The organism is Rufibacter sp. LB8 (genome assembly GCF_014876185.1).
In the GTDB taxonomy this organism is placed as follows: Bacteria; Bacteroidota; Bacteroidia; order Cytophagales; family Hymenobacteraceae; genus Nibribacter.
In genome coordinates this window covers 102,780-129,133 of the sequence record NZ_JADALJ010000001.1, presented here as the reverse complement: position 1 = coordinate 129,133, position 26,354 = coordinate 102,780, and the positions used below count along the sequence as shown (strand labels likewise).

The 26,354-nt window shown below is 38.6% G+C and carries 32 protein-coding genes; 28 read left to right on the top strand and 4 right to left on the bottom strand.

Translation table 11 applies throughout. The annotated features are described in order from the left end of the window. Positions 1–43: 43 nt before the first annotated feature. The 22 genes from IMY23_RS00585 (at position 44) to IMY23_RS19880 (ending at position 18,617) form a co-directional block, all read left to right on the top strand. Positions 44–412 carry a P27 family phage terminase small subunit gene (locus IMY23_RS00585; protein ID WP_192820183.1) on the top strand — a complete coding sequence of 123 codons (369 nt, stop codon included), beginning with the start codon at positions 44–46 and terminating at the stop codon, positions 410–412. An 18-nt stretch (positions 413–430) separates the two neighbouring features. Further along, positions 431–1,297 (top strand): terminase large subunit domain-containing protein, encoded by an 867-nt coding sequence (locus IMY23_RS20240; protein ID WP_192820182.1) that lies wholly within the window; start codon positions 431–433, stop codon positions 1,295–1,297. Beyond that, positions 1,298–2,113, top strand: coding sequence for a terminase TerL endonuclease subunit (locus tag IMY23_RS20235; protein WP_192823637.1), 816 nt, complete (start codon positions 1,298–1,300; stop codon positions 2,111–2,113). A gap of 49 nt (positions 2,114–2,162) precedes the next feature. Then, the gene (locus tag IMY23_RS00570) at positions 2,163–3,377 is read left to right on the top strand and encodes a phage portal protein (protein WP_192820181.1); all 1,215 of its coding nucleotides are present in this window, start codon (positions 2,163–2,165) and stop codon (positions 3,375–3,377) included. Next, entirely contained in the window at positions 3,352–3,981 is a 630-nt protein-coding gene (locus tag IMY23_RS00565) for an HK97 family phage prohead protease (protein WP_192820180.1), read from the top strand. The genes IMY23_RS00570 and IMY23_RS00565 overlap by 26 nt, the downstream gene beginning before the upstream one ends. Before the next feature lie 37 nt (positions 3,982–4,018). Further along, positions 4,019–5,128 carry a phage major capsid protein gene (locus IMY23_RS00560; RefSeq protein ID WP_192820179.1) on the top strand — a complete coding sequence of 370 codons (1,110 nt, stop codon included), beginning with the start codon at positions 4,019–4,021 and terminating at the stop codon, positions 5,126–5,128. A gap of 103 nt (positions 5,129–5,231) precedes the next feature. Continuing rightward, a complete protein-coding gene (locus IMY23_RS00555) occupies positions 5,232–5,762 on the top strand; it encodes a head-tail connector protein (protein WP_192820178.1) in 531 nt (176 codons plus the stop codon). A gap of 3 nt (positions 5,763–5,765) precedes the next feature. Continuing rightward, a complete protein-coding gene (locus IMY23_RS00550) occupies positions 5,766–6,080 on the top strand; it encodes a head-tail adaptor protein (protein ID WP_192820177.1) in 315 nt (104 codons plus the stop codon). Continuing rightward, entirely contained in the window at positions 6,073–6,528 is a 456-nt protein-coding gene (locus IMY23_RS00545) for an HK97-gp10 family putative phage morphogenesis protein (RefSeq protein WP_192820176.1), read from the top strand. Before IMY23_RS00550 ends, IMY23_RS00545 begins: the two co-directional genes overlap by 8 nt. Next, on the top strand, positions 6,525–7,412 hold the full coding sequence (locus tag IMY23_RS00540; RefSeq protein ID WP_192820175.1) for a hypothetical protein: 888 nt from the start codon (positions 6,525–6,527) through the stop codon (positions 7,410–7,412). The genes IMY23_RS00545 and IMY23_RS00540 overlap by 4 nt, the downstream gene beginning before the upstream one ends. A 4-nt stretch (positions 7,413–7,416) precedes the next feature. Next, a complete protein-coding gene (locus IMY23_RS00535; protein ID WP_192820174.1) occupies positions 7,417–8,832 on the top strand; it encodes a LamG-like jellyroll fold domain-containing protein in 1,416 nt (471 codons plus the stop codon). A 67-nt stretch (positions 8,833–8,899) separates the two neighbouring features. Continuing rightward, positions 8,900–9,418: an NUMOD4 domain-containing protein gene (locus tag IMY23_RS00530; RefSeq protein ID WP_192820173.1), complete on the top strand. Its 519-nt coding sequence runs from the start codon at positions 8,900–8,902 to the stop codon at positions 9,416–9,418. Between the two features lie 12 nt (positions 9,419–9,430). Beyond that, on the top strand, positions 9,431–9,742 hold the full coding sequence (locus IMY23_RS00525) for a hypothetical protein (RefSeq protein ID WP_192820172.1): 312 nt from the start codon (positions 9,431–9,433) through the stop codon (positions 9,740–9,742). A gap of 45 nt (positions 9,743–9,787) precedes the next feature. Continuing rightward, complete coding sequence (locus IMY23_RS00520; protein WP_192820171.1) at positions 9,788–10,219, top strand: phage tail tube protein; 432 nt, start codon at positions 9,788–9,790, stop codon at positions 10,217–10,219. Positions 10,220–10,290: 71 nt separating this feature from the next. Beyond that, complete coding sequence (locus IMY23_RS00515) at positions 10,291–10,608, top strand: hypothetical protein (protein WP_192820170.1); 318 nt, start codon at positions 10,291–10,293, stop codon at positions 10,606–10,608. A gap of 44 nt (positions 10,609–10,652) precedes the next feature. Then, a complete protein-coding gene (locus tag IMY23_RS00510) occupies positions 10,653–11,006 on the top strand; it encodes a hypothetical protein (RefSeq protein ID WP_192820169.1) in 354 nt (117 codons plus the stop codon). A 52-nt stretch (positions 11,007–11,058) separates the two neighbouring features. After that, complete coding sequence (locus tag IMY23_RS00505) at positions 11,059–12,960, top strand: hypothetical protein (protein WP_192820168.1); 1,902 nt, start codon at positions 11,059–11,061, stop codon at positions 12,958–12,960. A gap of 40 nt (positions 12,961–13,000) precedes the next feature. Further along, positions 13,001–16,738 carry a methyl-accepting chemotaxis protein gene (locus tag IMY23_RS00500; RefSeq protein ID WP_192820167.1) on the top strand — a complete coding sequence of 1,246 codons (3,738 nt, stop codon included), beginning with the start codon at positions 13,001–13,003 and terminating at the stop codon, positions 16,736–16,738. 304 nt (positions 16,739–17,042) lie between these two features. Next, positions 17,043–17,360: a hypothetical protein gene (locus IMY23_RS00495; protein ID WP_192820166.1), complete on the top strand. Its 318-nt coding sequence runs from the start codon at positions 17,043–17,045 to the stop codon at positions 17,358–17,360. Then, positions 17,353–17,805, top strand: coding sequence for a hypothetical protein (locus IMY23_RS00490; RefSeq protein WP_192820165.1), 453 nt, complete (start codon positions 17,353–17,355; stop codon positions 17,803–17,805). The genes IMY23_RS00495 and IMY23_RS00490 overlap by 8 nt, the downstream gene beginning before the upstream one ends. A 23-nt stretch (positions 17,806–17,828) precedes the next feature. Next, positions 17,829–18,200: a hypothetical protein gene (locus IMY23_RS00485; protein ID WP_192820164.1), complete on the top strand. Its 372-nt coding sequence runs from the start codon at positions 17,829–17,831 to the stop codon at positions 18,198–18,200. A gap of 12 nt (positions 18,201–18,212) precedes the next feature. Next, positions 18,213–18,617, top strand: coding sequence for a DUF5675 family protein (locus IMY23_RS19880; RefSeq protein WP_225986361.1), 405 nt, complete (start codon positions 18,213–18,215; stop codon positions 18,615–18,617). 53 nt (positions 18,618–18,670) lie between these two features. Here the strand turns inward: IMY23_RS19880 and IMY23_RS00475 are convergent, their stop codons facing one another. Then, positions 18,671–18,934: a hypothetical protein gene (locus IMY23_RS00475; protein ID WP_192820162.1), complete on the bottom strand. Its 264-nt coding sequence runs from the start codon at positions 18,932–18,934 to the stop codon at positions 18,671–18,673. Positions 18,935–19,215: 281 nt separating this feature from the next. Continuing rightward, a complete protein-coding gene (locus tag IMY23_RS00470) occupies positions 19,216–19,638 on the bottom strand; it encodes a hypothetical protein (RefSeq protein WP_192820161.1) in 423 nt (140 codons plus the stop codon). Between the two features lie 190 nt (positions 19,639–19,828). Here IMY23_RS00470 and IMY23_RS00465 point away from each other — a divergent pair, with 190 nt between their 5' ends. From IMY23_RS00465 to IMY23_RS00455, 3 genes are all read left to right on the top strand, one after another. Continuing rightward, complete coding sequence (locus IMY23_RS00465; protein WP_192820160.1) at positions 19,829–20,506, top strand: hypothetical protein; 678 nt, start codon at positions 19,829–19,831, stop codon at positions 20,504–20,506. A 185-nt stretch (positions 20,507–20,691) separates the two neighbouring features. Further along, positions 20,692–21,249 (top strand): hypothetical protein, encoded by a 558-nt coding sequence (locus tag IMY23_RS00460; protein ID WP_192820159.1) that lies wholly within the window; start codon positions 20,692–20,694, stop codon positions 21,247–21,249. Positions 21,250–21,324: 75 nt separating this feature from the next. Next, positions 21,325–21,765, top strand: a complete 441-nt coding sequence (locus IMY23_RS00455; RefSeq protein ID WP_192820158.1) for a DUF5655 domain-containing protein — start codon at positions 21,325–21,327, stop codon at positions 21,763–21,765. Positions 21,766–21,841: 76 nt separating this feature from the next. Here IMY23_RS00455 and IMY23_RS00450 read toward each other — a convergent pair whose 3' ends face one another. Next, positions 21,842–22,090, bottom strand: coding sequence for a hypothetical protein (locus IMY23_RS00450; RefSeq protein ID WP_192820157.1), 249 nt, complete (start codon positions 22,088–22,090; stop codon positions 21,842–21,844). A 234-nt stretch (positions 22,091–22,324) separates the two neighbouring features. On the opposite strand from IMY23_RS00450, the gene IMY23_RS00445 reads away from it, so the two are divergent. The 3 genes from IMY23_RS00445 to IMY23_RS00435 all read left to right on the top strand — a co-directional run bounded on the left by IMY23_RS00445 (position 22,325) and on the right by IMY23_RS00435 (position 25,534). After that, a complete protein-coding gene (locus IMY23_RS00445) occupies positions 22,325–23,038 on the top strand; it encodes a hypothetical protein (protein WP_192820156.1) in 714 nt (237 codons plus the stop codon). A gap of 206 nt (positions 23,039–23,244) precedes the next feature. Beyond that, a complete protein-coding gene (locus IMY23_RS00440) occupies positions 23,245–25,110 on the top strand; it encodes a PAS domain-containing sensor histidine kinase (protein WP_192820155.1) in 1,866 nt (621 codons plus the stop codon). A 109-nt stretch (positions 25,111–25,219) separates the two neighbouring features. After that, the gene (locus IMY23_RS00435; RefSeq protein WP_192820154.1) at positions 25,220–25,534 is read left to right on the top strand and encodes a hypothetical protein; all 315 of its coding nucleotides are present in this window, start codon (positions 25,220–25,222) and stop codon (positions 25,532–25,534) included. Positions 25,535–25,632: 98 nt separating this feature from the next. On the opposite strand, the gene IMY23_RS00430 is transcribed toward IMY23_RS00435, so the two are convergent. Beyond that, a complete protein-coding gene (locus IMY23_RS00430; RefSeq protein WP_192820153.1) occupies positions 25,633–26,337 on the bottom strand; it encodes a response regulator transcription factor in 705 nt (234 codons plus the stop codon). Positions 26,338–26,354 lie beyond the last annotated feature (17 nt).

Genomic DNA, 26,354 nt, shown 5'->3' with positions numbered 1-26,354 from the left:
TAAATCGGCCACAAGGGGGGTACCCCCTATAAATAGCTAATAAATGAAAGACAACACCGAAAAAAAAGGCAAACTGATACGCAAACAGATAGAAATATATTTGACTGAAAAGGGGTATAATATTGATGCATTCAGCTATCTAATTGAAATGTTTGTAACTGAGTATAGAATCTATCTACAGGCGGTCACAGCTATCAGTGTTGAAGGTCTTACAGTGGCTGGAAATGGAGATGGTACATTTCGTGTTAAAAATCCCAATGTAACTACCAAGAATGAATCATTAAAGAACATCCAAAGCATTAGCAAACAGATGGGGTTATCAGTACATGACAGCTTAATATTTAAGTTACTGAATGAAGGAAATGAGAATGATGAAGATGGTTTTGATTACCTGAATTACAATAAGAATTGAAGCAATATTTAACCTTAATTGAAAGACGAACAAAGAAAATATATTGATGCCCAACTAGCTAAATTAGAACACTATGTAACAGGTGTTATTGATGGTACTATCCTGACTAACCAAGATATCAAACTTGCTGTTGAACGCTATAAAAGAGACAGGCTCAACCCTATCTATACATTCAGGTTAGACAAGCTAGACAAGTTCTTTTACTTTCTCTCATACATCAAAATCAATCAGGATAACCAGTACACCACCTTTCAACCAGAACCCTTTCAGGTCTTCTACCTTGCCAATATTTACGGCTTCTACTACACTGACACTGAAGATAGACGTTTCACCACGTCCTTTCTTTCAATCGCTAGGAAGGCAGGTAAGAGCACCTTGGCATGTATACAGGCTCTTTATCATTTGGCTGGTGACAATGCGCTAGATGCGCAGGTATACCTAATCAGTGATACTAGAGAACTAGCTAACAACTCTCTCAAGATTACAAAGGACTTAGTTAGCAATTCAGCAGCATTAAAGAAGAGAATCAGGAATCTATTCTATAGTCTAAGATACAAGACTAGCAAAACCAACTCTTTTATTAAATCTTCAACTGGTGACCCTGAAAAGCTTAACTCAATTAGGCCAAATTTCGCACTGTTAGACGAGACACATTTATTCAATGATAGCCAACTGCCAGACATGTTAAAGTCAGGTCAGATAGGCATTAAAAGCCCGTTAATGTCAATGACTTCAACCAGAGGTTTTTTACTTAATGGACATTTTCAGTTTGATTATGAGCAACACTTAAAAAAGGTGTTGAGGCAAGAGAAGGAAGACGAAAATATATTTATAATGATGTTTGGCCTAGATTCAATTGAAGAAATAAATGACCCTTCAACGTAGATAAAGGCAAACCCATCATTATCTAATCCAAAGATTATAAGGCTTAAAGAATTAACTGATTTATACGAGCAAAAGAGATATAGTAAATCAAGTTTAATCAACTTCATTACACTTAATCTCAACATGTTTTTCGCAAATCTTGATGAGGTATTTATTGAGGAAGAAATATTGGATAGAGTATGGGTTAATAGCCATGATGAAGATTCATTATTAGGTGAAGATTGCTATTTAGGGTTTGACCTTTCATCAACCAGAGACATTACTTCTGTTAGTTTGATGTTTCCACCAACTGACACTAACCCTAAATTCAGATTCAAGAATTTTAATATCAAGACAAACAACATTAAAAACAGGGTTAGAAAAAATGGGTTTGATTTGTCACCATTTATTGAGTCTGGTGAACTGGTTGAGGTAGATTCACCGACAATAGACTATGACTATATATTTGATTTAATTTCAGGTTTAGCAGAAAGATATAATATTCTCAAAGTTGGTTACGACATGTGGAGCGCAGCACTATTAACACCAAAATTAAAAAATGAAGGGTTAATGTGTGAGGCAGTTAGTCAGAGTGTAGGTGGTTTATCAGGTGCAACTAAGTATCTGGAAAAAATAATTTATGATGAAGATGTATTGATTGATAATGCACTCAATAAATGGATGTTTGGTAACATTCGCCTATACTTTGATTCAAACGGCAATGTCAAGCCAATGAAAAATAAAAAAGGATGTGATACTATTGACGGTGTAATGGCTATGCTTAATTGTCTATCTGTTTATTTGAAAGATATCAATGAAGATAAATTGGTTTTCTAATTCACCTTTCTTTCTATTACGTTAATTACTACAATTAACACTAATTAAATTGGGCATTTTACAAAATTTATTCACTAAAGCGACAAACAATATTACTGTTTTCCATCCTGAAATGTTGATGGGTGACTCTAATGCAAATTATTCTGGTGAATACATCTCTACGCTGGTGACTTGTCAAAAGGTTATAGCGCAGCAATTAGCTAAACTACCTTTAGAGGTATACTTAAAGGACACTGAGAAAGGCAAGGTTAAACACAAACAACACAAGCTATATAAACTCCTGCATTCAGCACCAAACGCCTACACAACGTCCTATAATTTCATTCAAATGATGTTAATGCAGATGCTAGATACTGGCAATGCATTTGCAAAGATTTTGAGGGATTCAAAAGGCAATGTTATTAGTTTAGAAATCATTCCTAACAGTGAGATTAAAGGATATAAGATTACAGGTAACAACCTCTATTACTACAGGTTGAAGGATGGTAATAAAAATGGTGAAACTCTACATAATGATGACGTGATACACCTCAGATTCATTTCATCAATTGGTGTCATGGGCATTAACCCCGTTGAGGTTATCTATCAGGAATTGAATAACATTTGGCATGGCAGAACAACGCTAAATTCAACCTATAAAAACAATTTGAATATTGATAAATACATCTCTTCAGACATTTTGAATTTCGGTACTAAAGGAGTTCAAGAAGCTGTTGACAATATCAAGAAAGAATATTCTGGTTCATTGAATACACGCAAGGTTCCAGTATTACCAGCAGGTTTTAAAGTCAATTCAATCACTGGTGGTTCAATCCAAGATGCCCAGATACTAGAATCAATGCACTTTAGCAAACGTGATATTTCGGCTCTCTACGGGGTGCCTCTACACTTCCTGAATGCAGATGGTGGTTCTTATGCATCCTTAGAACAAAACAACCTAGCGTTTAAAACTAACACCCTTGCCCCTATTTCAAGAATGATTAAACAGGAATTAGAGAATAAGTTGTTATCTGATATGGAAATTGATGCAGGTGTATCTATTGAATTTAATTTCAATGGCAACATGGAATCTGACATGGCTACAAGAGTCAATTATTTCAAATCAATGCAATCAATGGGCGCAATCACTGCAAATGAGATAGCAACATTAGAAGGCTTTGAAACTTTTGAGGGTGGTGACAAGCATTATCTACAGGCGCAATATATAGCGGTAGAAGACCAAAATACAACACAAGAAAATGAAGGAAAAGAGAATATTATTTAAGGCAACAGAAAGCGAAAATACCAGAGCATCAACAGATGAATCTGGTAATAAAATAATTGAGGGTTACGCTTCAGTGTTTAACCAGCGTTCTAAATTGCTATTTGAAAACGGCAAAATCTTTTATGAAGTAATTGAGCGTTCTGCATTTGATAGCGTTCTAGCTTCTTCTGATTTAGATGTAGTGTTGACATACCAGCATAACAGGAATGAACCTTTGGCACGTTTGAATAAAAGCAAAAACGTTAATTCACTTGAATTGTCAGTAGATGAATTCGGTTTGAAATTCAGAGCAACATTAAATAACTCAACTGTTAGTAATGACACTTATGAAAGGGTTAAATCTGGTGACTTGTTTGAATGTTCTTTTGTTTTTACGGTATCAAAAGACAATGAAAGATGGGTAACTGAGGGCGAAGATACAGTTAGGTATATCAGTGAGGTTTCAGGTTTATATGATGTTTCGGTTGTGGTTGATGGTGCTTATGCTAACACTGATTTAGAGGTAGCTGAAAGAAGTTATAATGAATTTACCAAAGTAGAAGAGCCTAAAATATTTGATACTTATTACGATGCATTTAAAATTGAAATATTAAAATTAAAATAAATAAAAATTACGTTTATATAAGAAACTAAAATACTAAATGAAAAGAATTACAGAACTAAAAAATCAAAGAAACTCTACAATTGAAAAAATGAAAGCTATTACTACCCTCGCAGAAACAGAAGGTAGAATGAAGACTGAATTGGAATTGAGAGACTGGAATACTGCTAAAGAATTAGTAGAAGCTTTGAAAGTTGAAATTGAAACTTTGGAAGCTGAACAAGAATTGAATAAAGAAGAAGTAAAAAAAGAGGTTGAGGCTGAAGTGAAAGAAGAAGGTAGAAGTTTTGACGCTCTTAAAGCTTTGAGAGATGTTCTTGAAGGTAGAAGCAATGTAAGTAAATTCAATATCCCTGAACTTAGAAGCTACACCAAGGCTAGCCATGCAGACCATTATGATAAGGTAACCAATTTTACTTCAGTTAGTGAGGGTGGAATCCTTGAAAAATTGGGCGTAACCATGTACCCTAACTCTAAGGCCAATATTGGTTTGGTATTCTCTAAATCGACAGGTGCGGCATTTTATGCCGAGGGTGCAGCAGTTGCAGATTCTGCTAAAGACTTGAAATATGCTACGCTATCTGCTAGACGTGTTCAAGGCTCCATGACATTTTCAAGAGAGTATCTTGCCCAGACAGCTACCAACGCTGAGTTCCTTATGCAAGTTGAAAACGCTATTGGTTGGGCTATCTCTGGTGAATTGGCTAACCAAGTTATCAATGATGCTACTTTGACTTTGGCAGGTAGAGCCTCAGGAGCTACCAAGACTACATTGACTTATGAAGATGCTATGTTGCTTCAAGGTTCAGTAGATATTGAAGATTTCACTAATGCTAGGTTTGTTGCTGGAAAGTCTCTTTACTACGGCATGAAGACACTTAAGAAAGATGCTGGTTCAGGATTGTTCCTAGCTGAAAACTCAATGGTTGACGGTGTGCCAGTGGTGAACGCAGGTTCTAAATTGAGTGCTAACAAATTAATCTTTGGTGACTTCAAACATGCACACGTTGCAACCTTCGGTGACGGTGTTGAAATCCTAGTTGACCCTTATTCTTTGGCCTCAACAGGACAGGTTAAAATTACTTACACTGTTATGGCAGATGCTAAAGTAAATCCTTACGCTTTCCGTTCAATTCAGAACGTCCTTTAGTATTAAGATAATTATTTTTATCTACTTAAAGTGCAGTCCCAAAAGGGCTGCATTTTTTGTTTTAAACCCTACTATACGTTTATGATTACAAAGGTATAATATATTGAAAACTATAGTTAAAAATATTGAGCATTTGCATATAACATTAAATGAGATTAAACAGCATTTAAGGATTAGCCCTAACTACACAGACGAAGACACGCAGTTAATTACACTGTTGAATGTAGCTACTTCTGAAGCTGAATCATTCATTGATAATAATATTGCATTCAAGGAATTGGAAAGTAAAATAAAGAACTTTGAATCTAGCGAAATTGAGATTGAGCAAGGTAATTTAAAAGAGGTGGTATCAATCATGGCAGATAATATAGCCATTACTGATTATGAATTAGATATCAATGAATTTAATTTCAACATTTCATTTAGTGGCAATATCACAGCTTCTGAGTTGGTAATTACCTATAAAGCTGGAACTAATGAGACATCAAAAGTACATGCTATCAATCAAGCTATTTTAATACGCATAGCGGATAGATACGAGGTAACAAGGAGTTCATACCACACCGCAGGATATAACACCAACACGGCCTTTGAATCGCTTCTAATGCCCTACCGCAAAATATTAATGTTCTAATCAATGTTAAGCCATAAACTAAAACACAAAATAGAGATTTGGGAAACTGTCAAGGTTAAAGATAGTATTGGTGCCACTACAACTACATCAAATTATATTGATAGTGTCTATTCAGATGCTGTCATTGAAGCTGGTACGGTTGCTACAAATGAAGACAGGGTGTTGTTCACCACCAAGGGTACATTCATAGTAAGGAATTACCCAACCATCACATATAACCATTACATCAAATTTAATTCAGATGTATTTAAAATAATCAGTATTCAGGATTTATTAGACGGTACTGGCAGGAAAATAACGGCCTTCAAAAATGATTAAAATGGATTTTACAGGTGCATCTGATATTGAAAAGATATTGGACAACCTACCCTTGAAGATGCAAGCCAAAATATTGAAGGCTATTAATGTTGAGGGTGCAAAGATTGTGCAAAAGGAGATAATCAGGAGCGCACCTTCTGGCAGTGAGATTCCAGAGTCAATTATACTGGTAGGTGACAAAGAGAACACAACGGGTGTGTATGTTACCCCAGATGGACGCACTGCATATTATGTTAGGTGGCTGGAATATGGCACTGTAAAGAGACAGACAGACAAGAAATTTAATAGGGGTGTCATGAACCCTCAACCATTTGTAAAATCTGCCATTGACAGGAGTACACCACAGGCACTTGAATATATAACAAAGAATTACGCTGAATTGGTGAATAAATATCTAACCAAGGAAGTCAAAACAATAAACCGTAAGAATAAAAAGAATGGACTGTGATTAATTTAATTGAAGAAATATATAATAAACTTTTAGCAATCACTGATAGCGTACATTTTTTGGAATTACCGTTGGGTATTGATGAAACTTCAACGCAAATAGTTTATGAGGTTAATGAAAGCGCATCATTCAATACATTGGATGTAAATAACTATGCCAATACTTTAGATTTAAAAGTCAAGATATTCAACCAAGATGCAGCAACATTAATAGGTTTGGCAGAACAGGTAAAAGGGGAATTACTCAACACCTTCTTTATCCACACCAAGGACATAGTTTATAAATCAAGTGTACCAATTTTCCAAGACCCAGACTTGAATACCAAGCAGCTTACACTGCTATTCACTGTCTACCATGATGCAGAGGTTAACACACCCTCTGTATGCCTACCTGTTACTATCCTGAATCCTGACGGCTCTACTACCTTCATTCCTTCAGGCGGCTCTTTTACGGTGCCTATACCACCACCAGCCGAACCTGTGACCATTACTAACCCTAATGATGGTTCTAGTGTAACGGTGCCTTCTGGTGGCTCCTACGTGGTTCCTGTTGTGCCTATCCCAGATGTTACCATAGTTAATCCTAATGATGGTTCTAGTGTAACGGCAGAAGCTGGCAGTACCTATACCCTACCTATGATTCAAGAAGAGATAGATTTGATATTCAACTATCCTTCCAACACAGAGCTTTCCATAGCAGCGACAGTTTCAAGCGCAGCTACTTACACATCAAATACACTAGTAAATGTGGGTGCTGTAGTGTATAAGAAGAATGGGGCAGTAACAGCCTTGCCATTTGCATTAATTGCTGGTGACGGGTTGACGGTTGAAATAACAAAGACGAATACGGCTAACACTGCATCTGTCACACTAAAGAATTACTAATTAAATGCAGTTAATAAGGAGAAAGAAGTTTAATTTTTATTCAGCAAAGACATTACAGAATTTAATCATCGTAAATAAATATGCACTTTTTGACGATGTTAATGATTATCTAAATATCACATCAGAAGATAGAGATAAACTATACTCATTAATCAATGACACTGTTACCATCGAGTTCAGGATGCGCAACGCTTACGGTACTGGTACTGACAGCGGGGCGGTAATGGGAATCAGAGGTAGTTCTTCTAATGAATTCTTGATTTGGTTAGGAAATTACACAAGCAACGTATCTAGTGAATGGTTGACAGTTAGTTGTTCTAACACAAGCAGTAGCAGCAACACGTCAGCCTTGATGTGTGCCAGACCATCGTATATCACACATACTACTTGGGTACACATTGCAATAGTAATGTCACCTAATTACTGGAAAATATATATTGATGGTGTTGAGGCTACCTATGCAAACCAGACTACTTTTAACGGCCTAAAACAAGGAACATTCAAGGATTTCGGGATTCTAGGTGCTACTGCTATTGGTCAGAGGTCAAACGACACAGGCTGGTATGGTGGTGGTTTAAGCGATTTTAGAATATGGAATACAGAAAGGACATTACCAGAGATTAATGCATTCAGAACTAAGTCTATAACAACCCCAACGACAGGTTTAATAATGAATTTATTGTTAAATGGTGATGGTAATGACAATTCTGGTAATTCAATCAATGCAACTCCCACTAATGGTGTAGCATTTCCATATAAAACCAAAACGGCAGCAAGTTTTGACGGTGTAAATGATTACATACCTATAGACAATGTAACATCTTTGTTAAATACGACAAACAGTCAAACTATTGAATTCTGGATTAGACCTAAAGCATCTAGTGTGCGTGTGATTGCAGGATTCAAAAACGCAAATAATATATACTTATTAATCACGTTTGCTGACTGGACTTCTGCAATCCAAGGTGAATCAATAAGCATTAGAAGTGATGATATAGTTGTAGGTGTCACTAGCACAACTGTTTCACAGATGGTGAATGTATGGAGCCACGCAGCGATAGTGTTAAAAAACAATGAATGGTTGTTTTATATAAATGGCGTATTGCAAACTACTGGAAACAGTAATAACGATTTAACAAGAGGGAATTTAAGTAGCAACGTGCCTAACTTAAATACAGGTGTGATAGGTACGAGATTGCCAAATTTTGCAAATCATTTCATAGGTGACATTCACGATTTCAGAATATGGAATACAGAAAGAACACAAGCGCAGATAGTCGATAATATGAATATTACAATTACAACACCACAGGAAAATCTTGTGGTTAATTATACATTAGATAATACATTTGATGATTTATCAGGCAACAACTTTCACACTGTTGGCATGAATGGTATATCATTCATAGAAAGAGATTAATAAATATAATTATGAAACAATACGGATTAAAATTCCAATATCTTCTGGTTTTATCGTATTAGATAATATGGAAGAATGGAAAGAAATCAATCAATACCCTAATTATGAAATATCTAATAGAGGTGAAGTAAGAAGTAAAAATTACAGTAGAACTGGTAAAACAAAAGTTTTAAAGCCAACAAGAAACAAATCAACGGGCTATTTATATATCTCGCTTAGTAGTGGTGGCAAATACAAAACATTTAATATCCACAGGTTATTAGCAATCACATTTTTAAATAACAAAAATAATTTGCCGTTTGTAAATCATAAAAATGGAATAAAGACTGATAACAGAATTGAAAACTTAGAATGGTGTACACCAAAGCAAAATATGGTTCACGCATGGGAAAATGGCTTGATAAATAGCGACCATTGCATTAAACCTATAGAAGTTTATTCCTATTTAACTAATAAATTAATTTCAGTAGAAATAAGCCAATCACATACAGCAAGAAAGTATAATTTAAATAAAGGAAATATCTATTCAGTTTTAAAAGGAAAAGCAAATCAAACTAAAGGATATTATTTTAAATACAATCAATAAAAAATTATGAAAATGTACGGATTAATCACAGAGGAATTCATAACACCAGAGATAGCATTGCTATTTCCAGTGGTATCTAATTTCAATTTCAACCACATTTTAGAATCAGTGGCTATAACAGATGCTTCTGGTCAGGAATCAGAGGTGCTAAAAAAATGGATAACCTTTAGATGGTTAGAATCAGACGAAAATGGATTCACACCAGAGCAAATCACTATAATCAATAACGCCAAAAGCCACTTCAACGCAAACCACACATTACAAATTGATTTCGATGTAATAGGCAATAATGAATGGGCTATAGGCTTTATTTCCGAGATTTAAGCATTCACAGGTATTACGTTTATTATAGAAATATAATATAACAATATGCCTTTAAATGAAATACAAAGCAAAGAATTAGCAATTGAATACAACGGTAAAATAATTGCAAGAGCAACATCATTTTCGTTAGAAATTAGCAGAGAAGAAATTGACGTGACTACCCTTGATTCTGGTGGATGGTCTAAAAAAATCGGTGGAATGAAAAACTGGTCGGCATCTACTGATGCACTGGTATTGAGAGGTACTGAAGCTGGTAAAACTGAATTCCATGAACTCTTTACCTCAATGGTAGGCTCTGACAATCCAGTGTCTTTAATTCTGTCTTCAGATGTAACTGGTGACAAGTGTTATAGAGGTAATGCCTTGATAACATCATTATCACAATCTGGGAGTTTAGGCGAAGTAATGACCTATTCAGTGTCTTTCTCTGGTTCAGATGAACTAATCCAAGAAACAGTACCAGCCCCGTTACCATAAACCCCAACAGGAACTACTGGTTATTCAGTAGTTCCTTTATTACCATTAGATAAAAACAATTAAATATAAATATGATAAAAATATTAGAACACAAATCAATTGACGAAAATGGGGAAGACTCTATTGTTAAAATCCCTATTACAGTTTCGTTTTCAGCTATTAAAAATTTTCAAAATAAAACAGGTAAATCAATTGCAGAGTTTTCCGATGACATGGAAGATGCATTTGCTCTATTCTACTATAGTTATGTTGCAGGTTGCAAGACTCTAAAGAATCAAGGGTTTAAAGTTCGTTATGAATTTGATGAATTTGACCCCGTATTTGACGAATTGGCAAAACAGTTTATTGATGTTGTACCTGATTTTTTCCCTGACCAAAAAAAAGACTAGTCAATCCTAGTGCATCAACAGAAGACATTGAAGATGTACTGGAAATGATTAATAAGGATGTCAATTACTTTATTGCTTACATTGTAAATTACACTGCATTGAATCTTAAAGATGTGTTGGTAATGACCCCTAAAGAGGCAGAACCTTTCATCTACATGCAGGATAAAATAATTTATGAAGAGTATAAAAGGAATGCGGATTTATTGAGGCTTCAGACATATTACATAGTAGCACCACACGTAAAGTTCAAGGAAGCGAATATCAAAAAACCATCAGATTTAATCAACTATCCTTGGGATAAGAAACTAGTTATCACAATCAAGCTAGAGGACTATACAGAAGACAAATTCATTGAATTAGAAAAGAGATATTTAAACAAACAAAGGAACCTGCTATAAATTGCAGGTTTTTTTATGCCCCACGTTTATTAGTACAATAGATTAATATAACATGGCAAATAATGGCGTTTTAGCTGACCTTTCATTAAGAATTAGTGCGAACACAGCAGAGTTAAAAACAGGATTAGACAAGGCGCAATCTGGAATCAACAAATTTGCAACCAAGGCAAAAGAAGATTCTAAAAGTGTAGGGCAAGGATTCAGTAATATCAAGGATAGCCTTGGTAATATGGCTAGTACCATTGGCAGCAAATTAAGCGAAATGACAGGCGGTTTAGGTGACATGGCTGGTTCATTTACTGGTATTATTTCTGGTGTCAAAAATGCAACGGCTGGCATGAATCTATTTAAAGTCGCAATGGCAAGTACTGGCGTTGGTCTGTTGGTGGTTGGTCTGGCAGCATTAGTAACCTATTTCACCCAAACTTCAGACGGTTCAAAGCTATTATCTCAAGGTATGGCAGGACTAAAAGCGGTGGTGAAAGTTGTGATTGATACACTTGCAGATTTTGGTAAAGTTCTGGTTAACGTCTTCTCAAATCCAACAGAGAGTTTAAAGAAATTCGGTAACTTAATTAAGGGTTTTATAATTGATAAATTCCAACAGTTGATTGGCGGTTTAAAAGGTATCGGTACTGCCTTCAAATTATTGTTTGAGGGTAAATTCCAACAAGCAGCAACGGTTGCAGGTCAATCATTAAAAGATATAGTGAATGCCACTAATCCTGTTGCGTGGGCAATGGATGGTTTAGGTGTTGCAGTTGATGCTGTTAAAAAGAAATACGGTGAAGCATCCAAAGAGGCTAAACAAGCAATTGAATTAGAGAGACAGGCACAGAAACTAGCACAGGATAAATTAAAATGGAATGTTGAAGAGGGCAAAATACTTGCCCAATTAAAGGCCAATAAACTCAAGATTGCAGAAGAGGATAAATACAGTGCAGCAGAGAGAATAAAATTTATCACTCAATCTGAAGCACTGGCAAAAAGAGTAGGTAATACAAACATTGCATTAGCCCAAAGGGAATTCGCAATCAAAAAAGCCTTGGATTCTTTGGGGAATAACATGCTTGAGGACTTACAGGCAACTAATGAATTAGAGAGGGCTATTTCAGATAAACAAGGTGAGGCTAAGGAGTTATTAGAAGAAATTGCAGGACAGAGGGTAACGGTAAAGGAGCAGTTAAAAGGCGAGGTAGCAGAGCATAAAACGCTGGTAGAATTACAGAAAGAATATAATAAAGCTGTTAAAGCTGGTTCAATTCAAAAGTTAGAAACTAAGACAGATGCAGGAATCAAGCTACCTGCATTAAAACCAATTGATTTAAGTGTTAAGCTAAAGGGCATTGACCCTAAAGAAGTTGAATCAGTATTTGAACCTATTGACAGTGCTACCAGAAGTCTATTAGACAGAATGAATAGTGCAGCATCTGAATTAAGCAGTGGCATTAGGGATAGCCTGAATTCTGCAATTGGTGGTTTTGCATCTGCCATTGGCGGTGCATTGGCTGGTGACACTTCAGCCTTTAAAGGTTTCTTGGATGGTATGCTAATGATGGTTATAGACTTTGCTTCCAACTTTGGTAAGCTCCTAATCTCAATAGGTACAGCCAAGGTAGCACTAGAGAGTTTAGCCATTAGCGGCATAGGTGCCATAGTGGCGGGTGGTGCTCTAGTGGCTCTAACTAGTATGGCTAGTGCTATGCTTGCCAAGGGTGCTATGCCAGCGTTTGCAAACGGTGGTATCTCTTCTGGTGGTTTGGCTATGGTTGGAGAGAGAGGCCCAGAACTAGTATCATTACCTAGTGGTGCCAATGTTACAAGAGCGAACAAGACAGAACAGTTATTGAGCAAATCAAATAATGTTCAGGTAACTGGCAGGATTGAAACTAGTGGGGAAAGTCTTATTCTCCTAATTGAAGAAACAAAAAGGAGAAACGGCAACAGGTTCTAATACATCAAAAATAATAGATATAGGTTAATTAAACATCAAATTGAGTTACAATATTAAATACAAAGTAGAATATAACACCAAGACTAATAAGAACATTAAAGTAAATATTCTGAAGAAGGATTATACTGGCGATGTTACCAATATTGAGTATATAAATTCCAGTATTTCGCTAAAATACAAACCTTCAGAAGATGCTGTTATAGGCTCTGAATTATCATTTAGTTTTATTGTCAAGGATAAAGCACCTTTTTTAGATTTAATCCAAAGTAATTACAAAGACTACAAGGCGCAATATTATATTGACGGTGTATTGTTTTGGTCAGGCTATTTAGTGATTGACAATATCACTACTTCATATTATGATTACCAATATACTATAAATCTTTCCTTTGCAGATGCATTAGCGGAATTAGACAGGTACAAAGTAACCAATAATGAGGGTGGCGAAATTTCAGGTCGCTATACTTTACTTTCATGGATTAAGAACTCAATTAAATACACTGATTTAGAGTTAGACTTTGCTATTATTAACAACACCAAAGAGGTTGATTTGATGGTAGGTGTGAATGACAATGCATTGGCCTTGGCTTCATTGAGTTCCAAGAGGTTCAAGGATGTAAAAGATGGTAAGATTGAGATAACAGACGCTAAAACTGTTATTAATGAAATACTGAAGGCGTTTAACTGCAAATTGTTTCAGGCGAATAATAAAATCTATATAGTAAATGAATTAGAGACTGATTCACCAGTGCATTACTATGCCTATTCTGACCTTACCCAACAGAGCGTGGGAGTTAACACCAATTCAATTGACTTATCTTCTTACTTTTTCGATACATCAAACGAATTAACCAAAGAACGCCCACTGAAAACGGCTACCATTACTTTCTTGAATAAGAACACGCAGGAATCACTGGTGGAAAACGGTGATTTCTCTACAACTGATTTATCATTCTTTACTTTCACTGGTATTGAGACAGCTATTAACCAAGGCGCACTAGATATTCTTATTAACCAGCCTTTTGGTTCCACTGTAAAAGGCACAATTACCACTGGTTTAATGGACGTTGCCAGCAGAAGTGCGAATGATATAATTAAATTATCGTTTGACGGTAGGTTGCAGGCTATAGATTACGATGGAACCAATGTAACAAGACCAATAACCAACGTAACGTTTGAGTTGAGGGTGTTTAAAAACGGGGTTGAGTTCTGGTACACTACTCTAATGATGCAATTGGGTACATGGGTTAATTATACCTATGATATACCCTATACTGAGGGTGGTGACTATCATGTTACTTTGACAAATAGAACGGCATCCCCTACCCCTTTCTACTCTATTGAATTCAGGATGGATAATCTATCTTTTATACCTGTTTTCGGCTCTTCTGGTGGCGTTGGTGACGCTGGTGACGTAATTACCTATGATGAACAATTCAGTGCAACCAACACCCCTTCAACGGCAATTGATTTAGATGAATCTTTAGAGGTTATGGTTGGTGACGGATTGCAGAAAAATGACATCTCAAACCTGTACGTTGGGAATGAATTAACGGCACGTTGGAACACCTTTAACAGGACAGAGAATCTACGTCTTCAGCAGTTAGTACCAGTGAATCTATTGAGACTGAAGCAGGGGTATAGGAACAGGTTGAGACTTACGGTAATTGCCAATAATTTCTTGGTTTTTGATTATAATACTCAGATTTTATTTGATGGTAAGAGGTATAAAATAACAGATTATTCTGTCACCTATTCTACAATCCATTTTACATACTCTTTAACTCTATTAGAGTTATTTACTGAAGATGTATTTTGGGATTTGACAGGGTACAACCTTACGTCTGTAAACGGTGAAAAAGCAGCATCTGAGATTGCAGTTACTGAGACTGACCCAACGGTGGGCGGTCACATTAAGAACATCACTATTGAAGATATCAATAAATGGAATGACAGGATTAAAACTGATTATGAATTGCCAGAGGCATCTGATACGGTGTTGGGTGGTGTTAAAGTCGGGGAAAATCTAAGTATTACAGATGGGGTTTTGAGTGTTGACCCTGAATTGGTCAGTGCTGTGAATACTGCTACAGACGTATCATATAATAACCAAATTGTAATTGGCGAAATAGTTACAACAGTGAATAATACGGCTATCCTTGCCTCTAATTTAGAGATTGACATGGGTAATGTTATTACTGAAGTAACTGTGTTAGGTAACCAAATTTCAGGTATTGACAACCGTGTAAATGAGTTGAATGTTTATATTGACAGTGTAGCCAGTAATTCAGATGTAATTAGTACTGAATTATCAGAAGTAGTTAACACAGTAGACGGTATATCCAACAGTATATCAGATACCGTTACAACTGTCAATAATTTAAATTACACTGTTGATTCTCTAGTAAGCAATGTTGATATTATTTCTACTGATATAACAGAAATAGTTAATACAGTAGATGGTATTGGAAATGACCTATCTGACATTAATACTAATGTAAACAATTTGGCTTTTACTGTTGATGTTATAGCCCAAGATGTTGCAGATTTAAAAGCTAATGGCGGTGGTGGTACTGGTGGTAGTGACTATGTATTGCCGAAAGCTACCAACCTGACATTGGGCGGTGTTGTGGTGGGTAATAACCTAACAATTGATTCTAATGGTATTGTTAATGTTCCCTTGGCAACTGCCAATACTAACGGATTAATGCAGGATAATGATAAATTTAAACTAGACCGTTTCCAGTTTCCTAACGAAGTATTCTCAGATTTAAAGATTGACGGTAAATCACTGGATTTTCTTGCAAACGGAATTAAAAGAGTAGAACCAGACCCCGTGGCAATCGGGAGAGGGTACAACATCATTACTGGAAATGATTCGGTTTGGTCTATCTCATGGGCGCATTTATCTAATGATATTGGCAGTTTGCAAACAGGTTTAAATAGCTTGGTTAATACTGTTGATGGTATAGCGAATGATGTAGCGGATTTAAAGGCTAATAGTGGTACTGGTGGTGGTGGAACTGTCTCTAATAAGTATTCATTTGCTGACATAGGAACTAACTTTATTTCACAGCTATACGCACAGGGTACAAGTATTTCAATCCTGTCAATTAACGGGCAAAGTATTGCATCAGGCTCCCTTAGCACTACTAACACCTTTGCGGCTGGTGCCAATGCTGAAGTGGTATTGGGTAAATATGTGAAGGTGACAGCGAACAATAATGGGATATTTGGTGTGGCACTAAATCCCGCCAACGTTTACACGTACCGTCAGAATTTTAAAGGCTTGTTCCGTTTTGCTCTGACACAGGCATTGTCTAACAGTTTCGTCAATATTGGGTTCTCAAATAACCAAAATATTTTGAACACAGGTTATACCACTGGTGACATACTTTTCAGGTGCCAACACCCCAACAGTACAGGATGGACGTTTCTTGCTGGTGACGAGACAGGAACAAAAGAGACAGCAGTACTAGACCAAAACGGTGTGCCTATGGTTGTTAACCACAGTTTGGCCTACACTGCCTACATCTGGTACAATGCAGATGAATCTACGGTGACAGGTGAATTGCAGTGCTTTGACATGTTCGGAAACGTGACGAAATCACAGCCAATTACCCACAGCATAAAGACTTGGAACAATTCAATGGCATATTCTGATGCATTGGCTAAATATATGACACAGTACCCATTGATGAAATTAAGGGCCACTGACGGTACATTGCCAAGCATCTCAGTAAAGCAGATAATAACAAGTATTGATTTACCTAATTGATAATATCGTTAATTAACTAAAGTATTGTATGAAATCTTTAATAGATTGGGTAAAACCTTCATTGTCTGGTGAGGACAATAAATTAAGTATAAGGAGACTATTGGCACTGGTTATAGGGTTAGTCTATAACTATTGCCTAGTCCACTATGTAGTTAATAATAATGGCGAAATGTATGTATTTTTCGCTATCCTGACGTGCGCTGTTGTATTCATGATGCTGTTGAATATCATTTACCCTTCCCATATTATCAAGGCAATCAAGGAATTTAAAAATAAGAACAAAGAAACAGATGAAAGTGTATAAATGGAAATTGAATTGATTTTAAAGATAATAGGTTATGCATTCGCCCTAGTGGGAATATATGTAACATTAAATAACAAGATTTCTAAATTAGAGTTACTTGCACAAACAGACAAAGAAGACATTGAGCGTTTAAATACAATTGTAAGTTCACAGGTTAAGACAATATCAGTGCTAGAACCACAGGTAAACACCAATACCCAAAATATAGCCAAAATTGATAATTTAATTCAAAACGAATTGAAGGAAATAAAGGATATGTTGATTCAACTTAGAATAGAAAATGCAATAGCAAAAGCAAAGGAGAAAACAAATGATTAAATACCTAACACTTTTCCTTGCAATCCTCTTCTTTACATCATGTAAATCAGTAAAAACAAATACAGACACTATAGAGAAGACTGAAACCACTATTCAATACAAGCCATTTGAGGTATCAACACCACCTTCCAGCCTTAAAGACACCGTAACTATCAGTAAAATTACAAGTGCTCCCAAAGGCTCTGTAATAGCCCAAAAAACCAAGGGCAAATTATCTTACAAGCTTGTAAAGAAGTCAGAAAATGAAGTTGAATTGGATGTTGTGCATGCTGGTGTTGATACTGTTGTTTATGTTCCAGAAGTAACTACTATTGTCAATAAAGAATCTGTAAAGACTATAAGCGAGAAACCATCAAAATTTAAATCATTGGTTGATAGTACCTCTTATTTCATTACAGGGGTTGTGATTCTGTTATTCGGTCTTTTCTTCTGGTTTAGAAGATAATAATTGCCACGTTAATCTAATAGATGATTAATGAAACAATTAAAAATGAATATCAGATAACATACTCTGGCAAATGGCTGTCAATAAATCAAGCTTACAACTCCAACAGGTTTTCTAGAGGTAAGGTTAAAAACGATTTTAAAGCTATCTACAAGCCTTTATTATTAGAACTAGGGATTACCTCACAAATACAAAAATATTGCCTTGAGGTAAGGTATTGGAGCAAATTAGATAGTCTTAATGTTTCGGCAGGATTAAAGATTTTTGAAGATTCGGCAGTTGAATTAGGATTAATAATCAATGATGACAAAAGGTTTGGCAAAGGTATTACCATCATTCCAGACAGCACTTTAAAGCACAACACTTATATAGTAAAAATAATAGAATTGAATTAAGTAAAGATTACATTGAAAGTAAATATAACTAGAACTAAATACCAACACCGTCAGACATTAGGAGAGCTTGTAGTACTGAATGATAAAGGCCAAAAGGTGTTCAACTGCAAAACCTTGGAGCTACCAGACTTGAACAACAAACGAAAGGTTTCCTGCATTCCTAAAGGCACCTACACAGTAGTAAAAAGGAAGTCCCCCAAATATGGAAGCCACTTCCATATAACGAACGTGCCCAACAGAGACATGATATTAATTCACCTAGGCAACTACTTTACAGACATCTTAGGCTGCGTTCTGGTGGGCAAGGCTCTTACAGATTTGAACAAAGACGGTTACCATGATGTGACTAGCAGCAAAGATACAATGAAGAGCCTGTTGGGTCTACTCCCTGATGAATTTGAATTGAAAGTTGAATAAAAAAAAGGGTATGGCAAATAACCACACCCTTCCCTTAGTATATTTGAAAAATTTTAATCTAAAACTGCACCAGTTTTCATTTCACCAAAATTCAGACTGTTGAAAATAAACCCGAGTTCCTTTTCATCCTCCTTTAAATCTGGATGGACATAAACATTATTCCTACCTGATTTTATAAAAACATGATGGGACTTCCAGAAGTATTCTAGTAAACCCTGAACATTATCACTCAAATCGGACTTCAAGTTGATAAAATGAATTTCCTTACCCCCAATAATTTCTGTTATTTTCCAATAATCGAATACTTTGTACCACATACATTATTTAATTAATAGTTTCTAAATTTATTTAAGTTCGCTTAGCAGTGTCTTAACTTATTCAAGCCAATCTCTTTATCTCAGGTATTTCCCCTAGAATATAACTTTGATATATATTATTCATCTGTTATTGCTTGTATGGAAACTGAACTCCATAAAAATTAGTTCAAAAGCACAAAAAAAATTTAGATTCAAAAATGGTCAGCCAGAGAGGACTTGCCAATAAGACACCATGAATATATTATTGGGGCTGTTGCCTGTGAATTTAAAATTAAAATAAATTATTTTTCAATTTTTAAAGCAACAGTTAAAGTATATGGTTTTTTCTCCAAATCTATAAAAGAAATTAATTTATTGGCAGTATTAACCCATTTTAAATTTCCATCTTTTTTCCAAGAAGCATTAAATGTTTTAATAAAGTCAACAACTTCTTCATCCGTTATTTCTAAAGTGGCACTTACGCAAATAGAATTTCCTTTATGAAGCACAATACTTAGTTCATTTGTCGTTAAACTTTTCATTGAATAAGTATACAGTTCAAAATATTCACTTGCAGTTCTATTTACAGTTTCTAGTTTCAACCCTTTTTTAGCCAAATCCTCTTTAACAGCATCACCACTACTCCCCACGTAATGGTAAGGAAATTGGCCGTATGAAAGAATGGGAACAAAAAGTAACAAGCATATAATTAGCAAATTTTTCATTATTGTTTTTTTTAATTTTATTGAATAGTTAGTTGATAAGCTAAATATAGGCAAGTTTCAATAATTTCCAAAAAGGCTTTAAGTGTTACATTTTTGTATAGATAAATTAGCCTGACAACTTCTAGCTATACAAATCTTAAAATTAAAATTTAGTTTGCGGTTTTCTGTATCTTTAAAAAACGGAAAACAGATGAATAGATTTAGTAGAATCCTGCAAGGGGTAAAATTGAAGCTCCTACCCTTTACTCCACCAATAGCGATTTTATCCCTTGGTTTGCTTTGTATCTTCCATTATGTATTGCCAAATCTTGATTTTGAGGCTGGCACAACCACTTCAATCACTATCCTTGTATCTACCCTAGGTTTTCTGTTTGCAGTGTTTCAAGTGGTGTTAAACATCATTATTCAAGGTATTAGGAACAAAGCATCATTAAGGCATACTGAGTACAAAGAGATGTTAAATCTTCTGAACACCATTTCAGATGAAATCAATAAAGGCTTGAATGATGACGAACTCATGACCAAATCCAAGATTTTTGATTTCGGGGATGTATTGAAGATGAAGCAGAATCTATTTAGGAACTTTATAGTAAATAATAACACCTACCTGTTTAAAGGGATTCAGGAAAATAAGGTAGTTAAGGATATGAATAACAGGTTTAGTGAAATTCTTATCCATATTGCAATGTACCACAGTAAAGTCAAGGCAATTGAAAACAGCCATAAGCACAAGGATTCACCAAACAGTGCCCAAATGGAGATTTTTAAAGAATATCTAGACTTTCACAATAGGGGCAGGGAATTGTTTGTCATCTATAATGATTTGAAGCACCCAATGCTCAGAGAGATGCAACGATACTTATTGTAGAAATTTTTTCTATAAATTTTTGTGTATAACATTTTATGGTATTTTGCCAGTTCGTGTATAACAAATGTTACACATTCTTTACTAAAACCCTCTCCATTTGATTTAAACGCATGTTTTACATTCAATCTGGTTTTCCGTGGTGGATTACCACAACCCAGCCAAAGGCTTAATCAAGTAGAGTGAAAATGAAAAGGAATTTGGTTGTAATGCTTGCTTTCATTTCTTCTCTGACCATTTATTCATGCGATAGCAAAGAAGAAAGTAGGGCGAAGTCTGTAGAAAAATCAACTTTAAATTCTAGCAAGTTGGAGGATGGAGAAAGTAAGGAAAGTGCAGTAACCGAAGGACCTATAAAGGCCAGCAAACAGGCTAATAGAGAAACAGACACCAAATACAGAGGGATGAAGTGGGTAACTGAGAATACTATTTCTCCTATAGACCCAAAATGCTTTGACTCCCTGGAATTCTTAAAGGAAGGGCAAATTTATGTCTATGACTGTGAAATGGACTGGCACTTTCTAGGTGATTACTATGTAAAGAATGACACTATTAAAATTGAGATAGTTGAGGCGCAATTTGAGGTGGAGAATACTGATGGTTATCAGCCTTCGTCCATTTGGTCTTTAAAAGAGAAAGATAAAAAACTAGCTGTAGTTTCCATTAGGTTAATGAGAAACTCAAAATGGGAAGAGATTGCCACAGAAGAGCTAAAGAAAAAACTCAATTTTAAGCAGGTAAAATAACTTTGGCTTTACTTTGCGAACAGAATTTTACGTTTTCAGGCTCTAAACCTGAAACAACGCCCAAACTGAATATCTATGTGGACCTGTACCACCTGCGGCCAGCAGTTTCTCAGAAACAATCAAAGCCATTCCTGCCTTGACAAAACCGAGGCCGATTTTCTGCGGGGCAAATCTGAGGTGACGGTGGGCTTGTACCAGCATTTTCTGGCGCAGTACCGCACCATTGGCGATTTCAAGATTCATCCGTCCAAGAGCATGATTTCGCTGGCCAAAAACACGCGCTTCTGCTCGGTGCACCAGTTAGGCCGAAATTTTCTGGATGTTTGTATTCCCTTGCCCAAAGTCTTTCCTGACACGCTTTGTTTTCACAAAATTGGCCACATTGACAAACAGGTGAACCATTACGTGCGGTTTTATGACAAAGAAGACCTGAACGAGGAAGTACTGCACTACATGAAAATGGCCTATGACCTGGACGCTGCCAAAGCCGAAAAGCAATCCACCCAACCTTCATAATCTTAACGGCAAAGGACGATAATTTCCGTTTTTGGCTTCGTTTCCAAAAATGAGCCCGAAATCGGAAAAACCGTCGTTAACAGTTGCAGGTAAAATCACGGGGCGTGAACCGGTTAGACGCCACCTCGCCCACCTTTACCAGTTGGTCAAACGGAATCTCCTGGCCAGAAGCCAGTTCCAAGAAGAAGCCGCCTTCCCGCGCTTCCACGTTTTTGATCAAGGTGGTGACGGTCAGAAATTCATGGATGTCACTCTGGTACTGCACTTTCACAAACTTTCGCTTCTCTACTGCTTCCTGCACGGCGGCCATTAACTGCGTGTCCATACTTTCTGATTTTTGTTTTCGGTTAGTAGCTATACGCCAATCTGTGGCAGTTGTCCATTTATAAACCTTGGTGTGAATTTAGCTTCTTCTCTAAACAAATTAGTATACTTTCCGTTTTCGGGCTCAATTCTGGAAATAAGCCCGAAAACGGAGCCCGAAGGATAATGCGTATCTTTGCCGGAGTTGGCTGTTCGCTTGCCTGGTGCTTGAGAACCTGCCCGAAAATCGCGCGCCATGAATAGATTTCTGAATAGAAAAACGTCTTCGGAACTGCTGCTAAGCCTCCAGCAAAATGGCGTGCCTACTGACTATGATTTTGAGCGGCACAGGCTGCTGGTGCAAGACGCCAGCGGCCAGGAACTGGCGCAGTTCCGGTTGCCCATCACGGTGCCGGTGCCACCTATAGCAACTGCAGAAAAGGTGCGGTACGTGATTCTGTTGGTGCAGAGCGGCAGTTGCGCGGTAGGCTATTTTGAAGACGGCAAAAACCTGGACCACAAAGTGATACGGGCGTACATGGTGCGTAAAAAGCAAGGCAAGAGCCAGATCAAACACCTCAAAACCAAGGGCAAGTCCAGGGCCGGGTCACGGGTGCGGCTGGAGGAAACCCTGGAATTCTTTGAGGCCATCAACACGCGGTTACAGGTGTATTTCAAACAGCACCAAGTAGACCGCGTGGCCATCAGTTGCTCCAAAATTCTGGTGCCGTACTTGTTTGGGTCACAGGTGGCCACGCCCTTTGACCAGCATGACCCGCGTCTGCTTAAAATACCCATGCACGTACACACGCCCATCTATGAAATTCTGCTGGAGGTGAACCGGTTCCTGCTCAAAGGTGAACTCATCTATGAACCGCAGCACCATGCCTTTCTGGCTTCACTCCTTCCCTTCTTACAAACTGAAAACTCTCATGACTCAGAAGGGCATATCTCCAGCTTACCCAATTAATAATATTTTTTATAAATATCGTTTCAACAACTTATGTCAACTTGATTTTTCAGAGGAATTTGTTGTATTTGGCTCTTGAACCTAGTTAAACTCTCTCTACCATGCGTTGCTTCCATTAAGTTGCCTTTATAGGTGTTCGCCATACTTTCCCCCTGATTTTTTTTACCCTTAGGCATTCCTTCCTTACACGTATCTGGCATTAACCCATGGAGCAACTACTTGTCCCTCCGGCAGAGGAGGCACTTAAAGAGGCAGTAGAATTTGAGCGTTTTTCAAGGCTTTCGCCTGATCTCCATTGCGTTTTCAATGGGCATGGCACCTTGCTCCACATCAACCACACCTGCACGGCCGTTTTAGGGTTCGCGCCCCAGGAACTGGTGGGCAAATCTTACGCAGAATTCCTTTTCCTGCCCGAAGTATCAGCAATTACCCAACCCTGGAAAAACCGCGCCAGGGCCGGTCAGCAGCAGACCACTACCCACACTTTCCGGAGAAAAGATGGCCGCGCCGTTACGCTTGCCTGCACCACCCAGTGGGTGAGTGACGAAGGCGTTTGGTACGCGGTGGCCCGGGTGGCCGCCCCTGCCGTAGCGCTGGCGGAGCTTCCCCCTACGCCCCGTAAAAGCGCAGACGACGGGCACCGCTACAAGTCCTTGTTTGACCACCACCCAGACGCCGCTTTCTCCCTGGACATTGACGGCTATATTAAAGCGGTGAACGCGGCCGGCTGCGCTTTGCTGCAGTTGCAGGAAGCGCAGGTGGTGCAGCAACACTTCACCATGTTTATCCATGAAAAGCAGTTGGACCAGTGCCTTAATATGTTCTGGAGCAGTATTTCAGGCAAGGCGGCGCACGTGGAAACCATTTTCATCAGCCTCAAAGAACTTAAGGTAGACATCAGCCTCACGGTGATTCCCATTCACCAGAATGACCAGATTGTGGGCGTGTATGCCTTAGTCCGGAACATAAGCCAGGCCAAGCGGGCCGAACGGGAATTGCAAAAACTCTCAGCGGTGGCTAGCAAGATCAAGAACCCCATTCTGGTCACTGACCGGCGCGGGCGCATTGAATGGGTGAACGCCGCGTTTACCACAGACACCGGGTACCGCCTGGACGAAATCAAAGGCCTGAAACCTACCCAGGTGCTCACTGGCCCAGACACGCGCATGGACGCCTACCGGGACATGGCCGAAAAGGTGACCAAAAACAAAGGGTTGGTGCGGGAGGAATTTCTAAAATACAACAAAGACGGCTCTGTTGCCTGGCTGCACCTGGAACTTACCCCTATTCTAGATGAAAAAGGGAACCTGAACCGGGTGGTCACCATTGCCACTGACATCACCGATATTAAAAAATCACAGCAGGAACGCATCAGGCTCACTGATGTGCTGTTGCGCCAGAACAAAGACCTGCAGCAGTTTGGGTACATTGTGTCACACAACCTAAGAGCCCCGGTAGCCAACATTATGGGTTTGGTTGATCTGTTGGCGGTGCACCGGCAAGAACCCGCCTTTGTAGACAAGATCATAGACAACCTGAAAGGCGCCTCGCACCACCTGGACAGCGTGATACGGGACCTCAACCACATCCTCACCCTGCGTTCAGACCTGGTGGAAACCAAGGAGAAAATCAATCTGCAGGAACTCACCAATGACATTCTCAACAGCGTACGGCAGCAACTGGAAGGCTCCAAAGCCTTGGTAGAACTGGACTTTGTGCCGGAGAGCTACCTGACCTCGGTGCGAAGCTACATCACCAGCATTCTGCAGAATTTGATCACCAACGCCATTAAGTACCGGTCGCCGGAGCGGCAACTGAAACTGTCTTTGCGCACGTATTACCAGAAGAAAGGCGGCCTTTGCCTGGAGGTGCAGGACAACGGCCTGGGCATTAACCTGCACAAAGAGAAAAACAACGTGTTCAAACTCTACAAACGCTTCCACTTCCACACTGAGGGCAAAGGCCTTGGGCTACATTTAGTAAAAACCCAGATTGAGGCATTGGGCGGCAAAATCTCAGTCAATAGCACCGTGGGCGAAGGCACCACTTTCACCGTGCATTTCAAAAAGTGACTACATCGGTAATAAACCTTTCCAGATTGGTTTTAGCAGTAAAATGCAACTTAGGTCCATCATTCCCGTTTTAGATAGCTGTTCCTTAACCTAATTCTACAACACAGCTATGAAAAACTTGAAATACCTGGCAGCCTTGGCGGTAGCCGCCCTGCTGCAGACCACTACCGTTCAGGCAGAAACCACCACTACGCAAGACACCACCCAGACCACCACCAACAAACAGCGCGCTAAAACCGGTACCAAGCAAGTGGGCCATGGCGCGAAGTCTGTAGGCAAAGGCACTAAGAACCTGGCCGTAAGCGGCGCCAAAGCCACCGGCAAAGGCGTTAAGAAAGTAGGCAAAGGCGCTAAGAAAGCCGGTAAAGCCGTGAAGAACACCACCAAGAAAGGCGTGAATAAAGTAGACGAGAAAATTGACTAAGTTATTTTGAGCATAAAAAAAGCCACACCTATAAGTGTGGCTTTTTTTATGCTCGGCTGTTTTGGTGCTCATTTCCAGAAACGAGCCCGAAAACGCAGTTACACCGCCACTTCTAACTTATAGCCGCGCCCGTGCACCGTGGTGATTTTCACGGTGCTGTCGGCTTGCAGGTATTTGCGGAGGCGGGAGATGAACACGTCCAGGCTGCGGCCCACAAAATAGCCATCGTCTTGCCAAAGGCGCTGCAGAATCTCCTCGCGCTTCAAGAGCTGGTGGGCGTTCTGCGCGAAGAGCCGCATCAGTTCGGCTTCGCGGTGGGTGAGTGTGTACGTCTGGCCCGCCACGTGCAATTGCAGGTTGTTGAATTCCAGCCAAGAAGTCCCGAAGGCATGCATGTCTGCCATTTTTGCATTCTCTGCCGCCGTAGTTTCTGGCTGTGGCTGGGTTCGGCGCAAAATGGCTTTCACGCGGTACACCAGTTCCTCCAACCCGAAAGGTTTGGTCAGATAATCATCGCAGCCCAATTCAAAGCCTTGCAACCTGTCGGCTTTCAGGGCTTTTGCTGTGAGGAACATGAACGGCGTCTGCAGGCTTTGGTCGCGCAACTGCTGGGCCAGCGTGAACCCGTCCAGCTTGGGCAGCATCACATCCAGCACGCAGAGGTCAAATCTTTGCTCAGCCAAGGCCTGCAGACCGTCTTCCCCGTCCGGGCAGAGCGTAACCAAAAAACCTGCGCTTTCCAAACTGTCTTGCAGCAGGAAACCCAAACTGGGATCGTCTTCCACTACCAGAATGTGTGCCATCACTTCCGCTGCGTTTT

Bases quoted from the DNA above. Each gene is read 5' to 3' on its own strand.
- IMY23_RS00585 (WP_192820183.1), top strand. From the start codon at position 44: ATGAAAGACAACACCGAAAAAAAAGGCAAACTGATACGCAAACAGATA.
- IMY23_RS00520 (WP_192820171.1), top strand. From the start codon at position 9,788: ATGCCTTTAAATGAAATACAAAGCAAAGAATTAGCAATTGAATACAAC.
- IMY23_RS00495 (WP_192820166.1), top strand. From the start codon at position 17,043: ATGGAAATTGAATTGATTTTAAAGATAATAGGTTATGCATTCGCCCTA.
- IMY23_RS00450 (WP_192820157.1), bottom strand. From the start codon at position 22,090: ATGGACACGCAGTTAATGGCCGCCGTGCAGGAAGCAGTAGAGAAGCGA.
- IMY23_RS00505 (WP_192820168.1), top strand. From the start codon at position 11,059: ATGGCAAATAATGGCGTTTTAGCTGACCTTTCATTAAGAATTAGTGCG.
- IMY23_RS00535 (WP_192820174.1), top strand. From the start codon at position 7,417: ATGCAGTTAATAAGGAGAAAGAAGTTTAATTTTTATTCAGCAAAGACA.
- IMY23_RS00470 (WP_192820161.1), bottom strand. From the start codon at position 19,638: ATGAAAAATTTGCTAATTATATGCTTGTTACTTTTTGTTCCCATTCTT.
- IMY23_RS00530 (WP_192820173.1), top strand. From the start codon at position 8,900: ATGGAAGAATGGAAAGAAATCAATCAATACCCTAATTATGAAATATCT.
- IMY23_RS00560 (WP_192820179.1), top strand. From the start codon at position 4,019: ATGAAAAGAATTACAGAACTAAAAAATCAAAGAAACTCTACAATTGAA.
- IMY23_RS00550 (WP_192820177.1), top strand. From the start codon at position 5,766: ATGTTAAGCCATAAACTAAAACACAAAATAGAGATTTGGGAAACTGTC.
- IMY23_RS00455 (WP_192820158.1), top strand. From the start codon at position 21,325: ATGTGGACCTGTACCACCTGCGGCCAGCAGTTTCTCAGAAACAATCAA.
- IMY23_RS00515 (WP_192820170.1), top strand. From the start codon at position 10,291: ATGATAAAAATATTAGAACACAAATCAATTGACGAAAATGGGGAAGAC.
- IMY23_RS00465 (WP_192820160.1), top strand. From the start codon at position 19,829: ATGAATAGATTTAGTAGAATCCTGCAAGGGGTAAAATTGAAGCTCCTA.
- IMY23_RS00445 (WP_192820156.1), top strand. From the start codon at position 22,325: ATGAATAGATTTCTGAATAGAAAAACGTCTTCGGAACTGCTGCTAAGC.
- IMY23_RS00430 (WP_192820153.1), bottom strand. From the start codon at position 26,337: ATGGCACACATTCTGGTAGTGGAAGACGATCCCAGTTTGGGTTTCCTG.
- IMY23_RS00440 (WP_192820155.1), top strand. From the start codon at position 23,245: ATGGAGCAACTACTTGTCCCTCCGGCAGAGGAGGCACTTAAAGAGGCA.
- IMY23_RS00490 (WP_192820165.1), top strand. From the start codon at position 17,353: ATGATTAAATACCTAACACTTTTCCTTGCAATCCTCTTCTTTACATCA.
- IMY23_RS00565 (WP_192820180.1), top strand. From the start codon at position 3,352: ATGAAGGAAAAGAGAATATTATTTAAGGCAACAGAAAGCGAAAATACC.
- IMY23_RS00510 (WP_192820169.1), top strand. From the start codon at position 10,653: ATGATTAATAAGGATGTCAATTACTTTATTGCTTACATTGTAAATTAC.
- IMY23_RS00475 (WP_192820162.1), bottom strand. From the start codon at position 18,934: ATGTGGTACAAAGTATTCGATTATTGGAAAATAACAGAAATTATTGGG.
- IMY23_RS00460 (WP_192820159.1), top strand. From the start codon at position 20,692: ATGAAAAGGAATTTGGTTGTAATGCTTGCTTTCATTTCTTCTCTGACC.
- IMY23_RS00525 (WP_192820172.1), top strand. From the start codon at position 9,431: ATGTACGGATTAATCACAGAGGAATTCATAACACCAGAGATAGCATTG.
- IMY23_RS00435 (WP_192820154.1), top strand. From the start codon at position 25,220: ATGAAAAACTTGAAATACCTGGCAGCCTTGGCGGTAGCCGCCCTGCTG.
- IMY23_RS00545 (WP_192820176.1), top strand. From the start codon at position 6,073: ATGATTAAAATGGATTTTACAGGTGCATCTGATATTGAAAAGATATTG.
- IMY23_RS00485 (WP_192820164.1), top strand. From the start codon at position 17,829: ATGATTAATGAAACAATTAAAAATGAATATCAGATAACATACTCTGGC.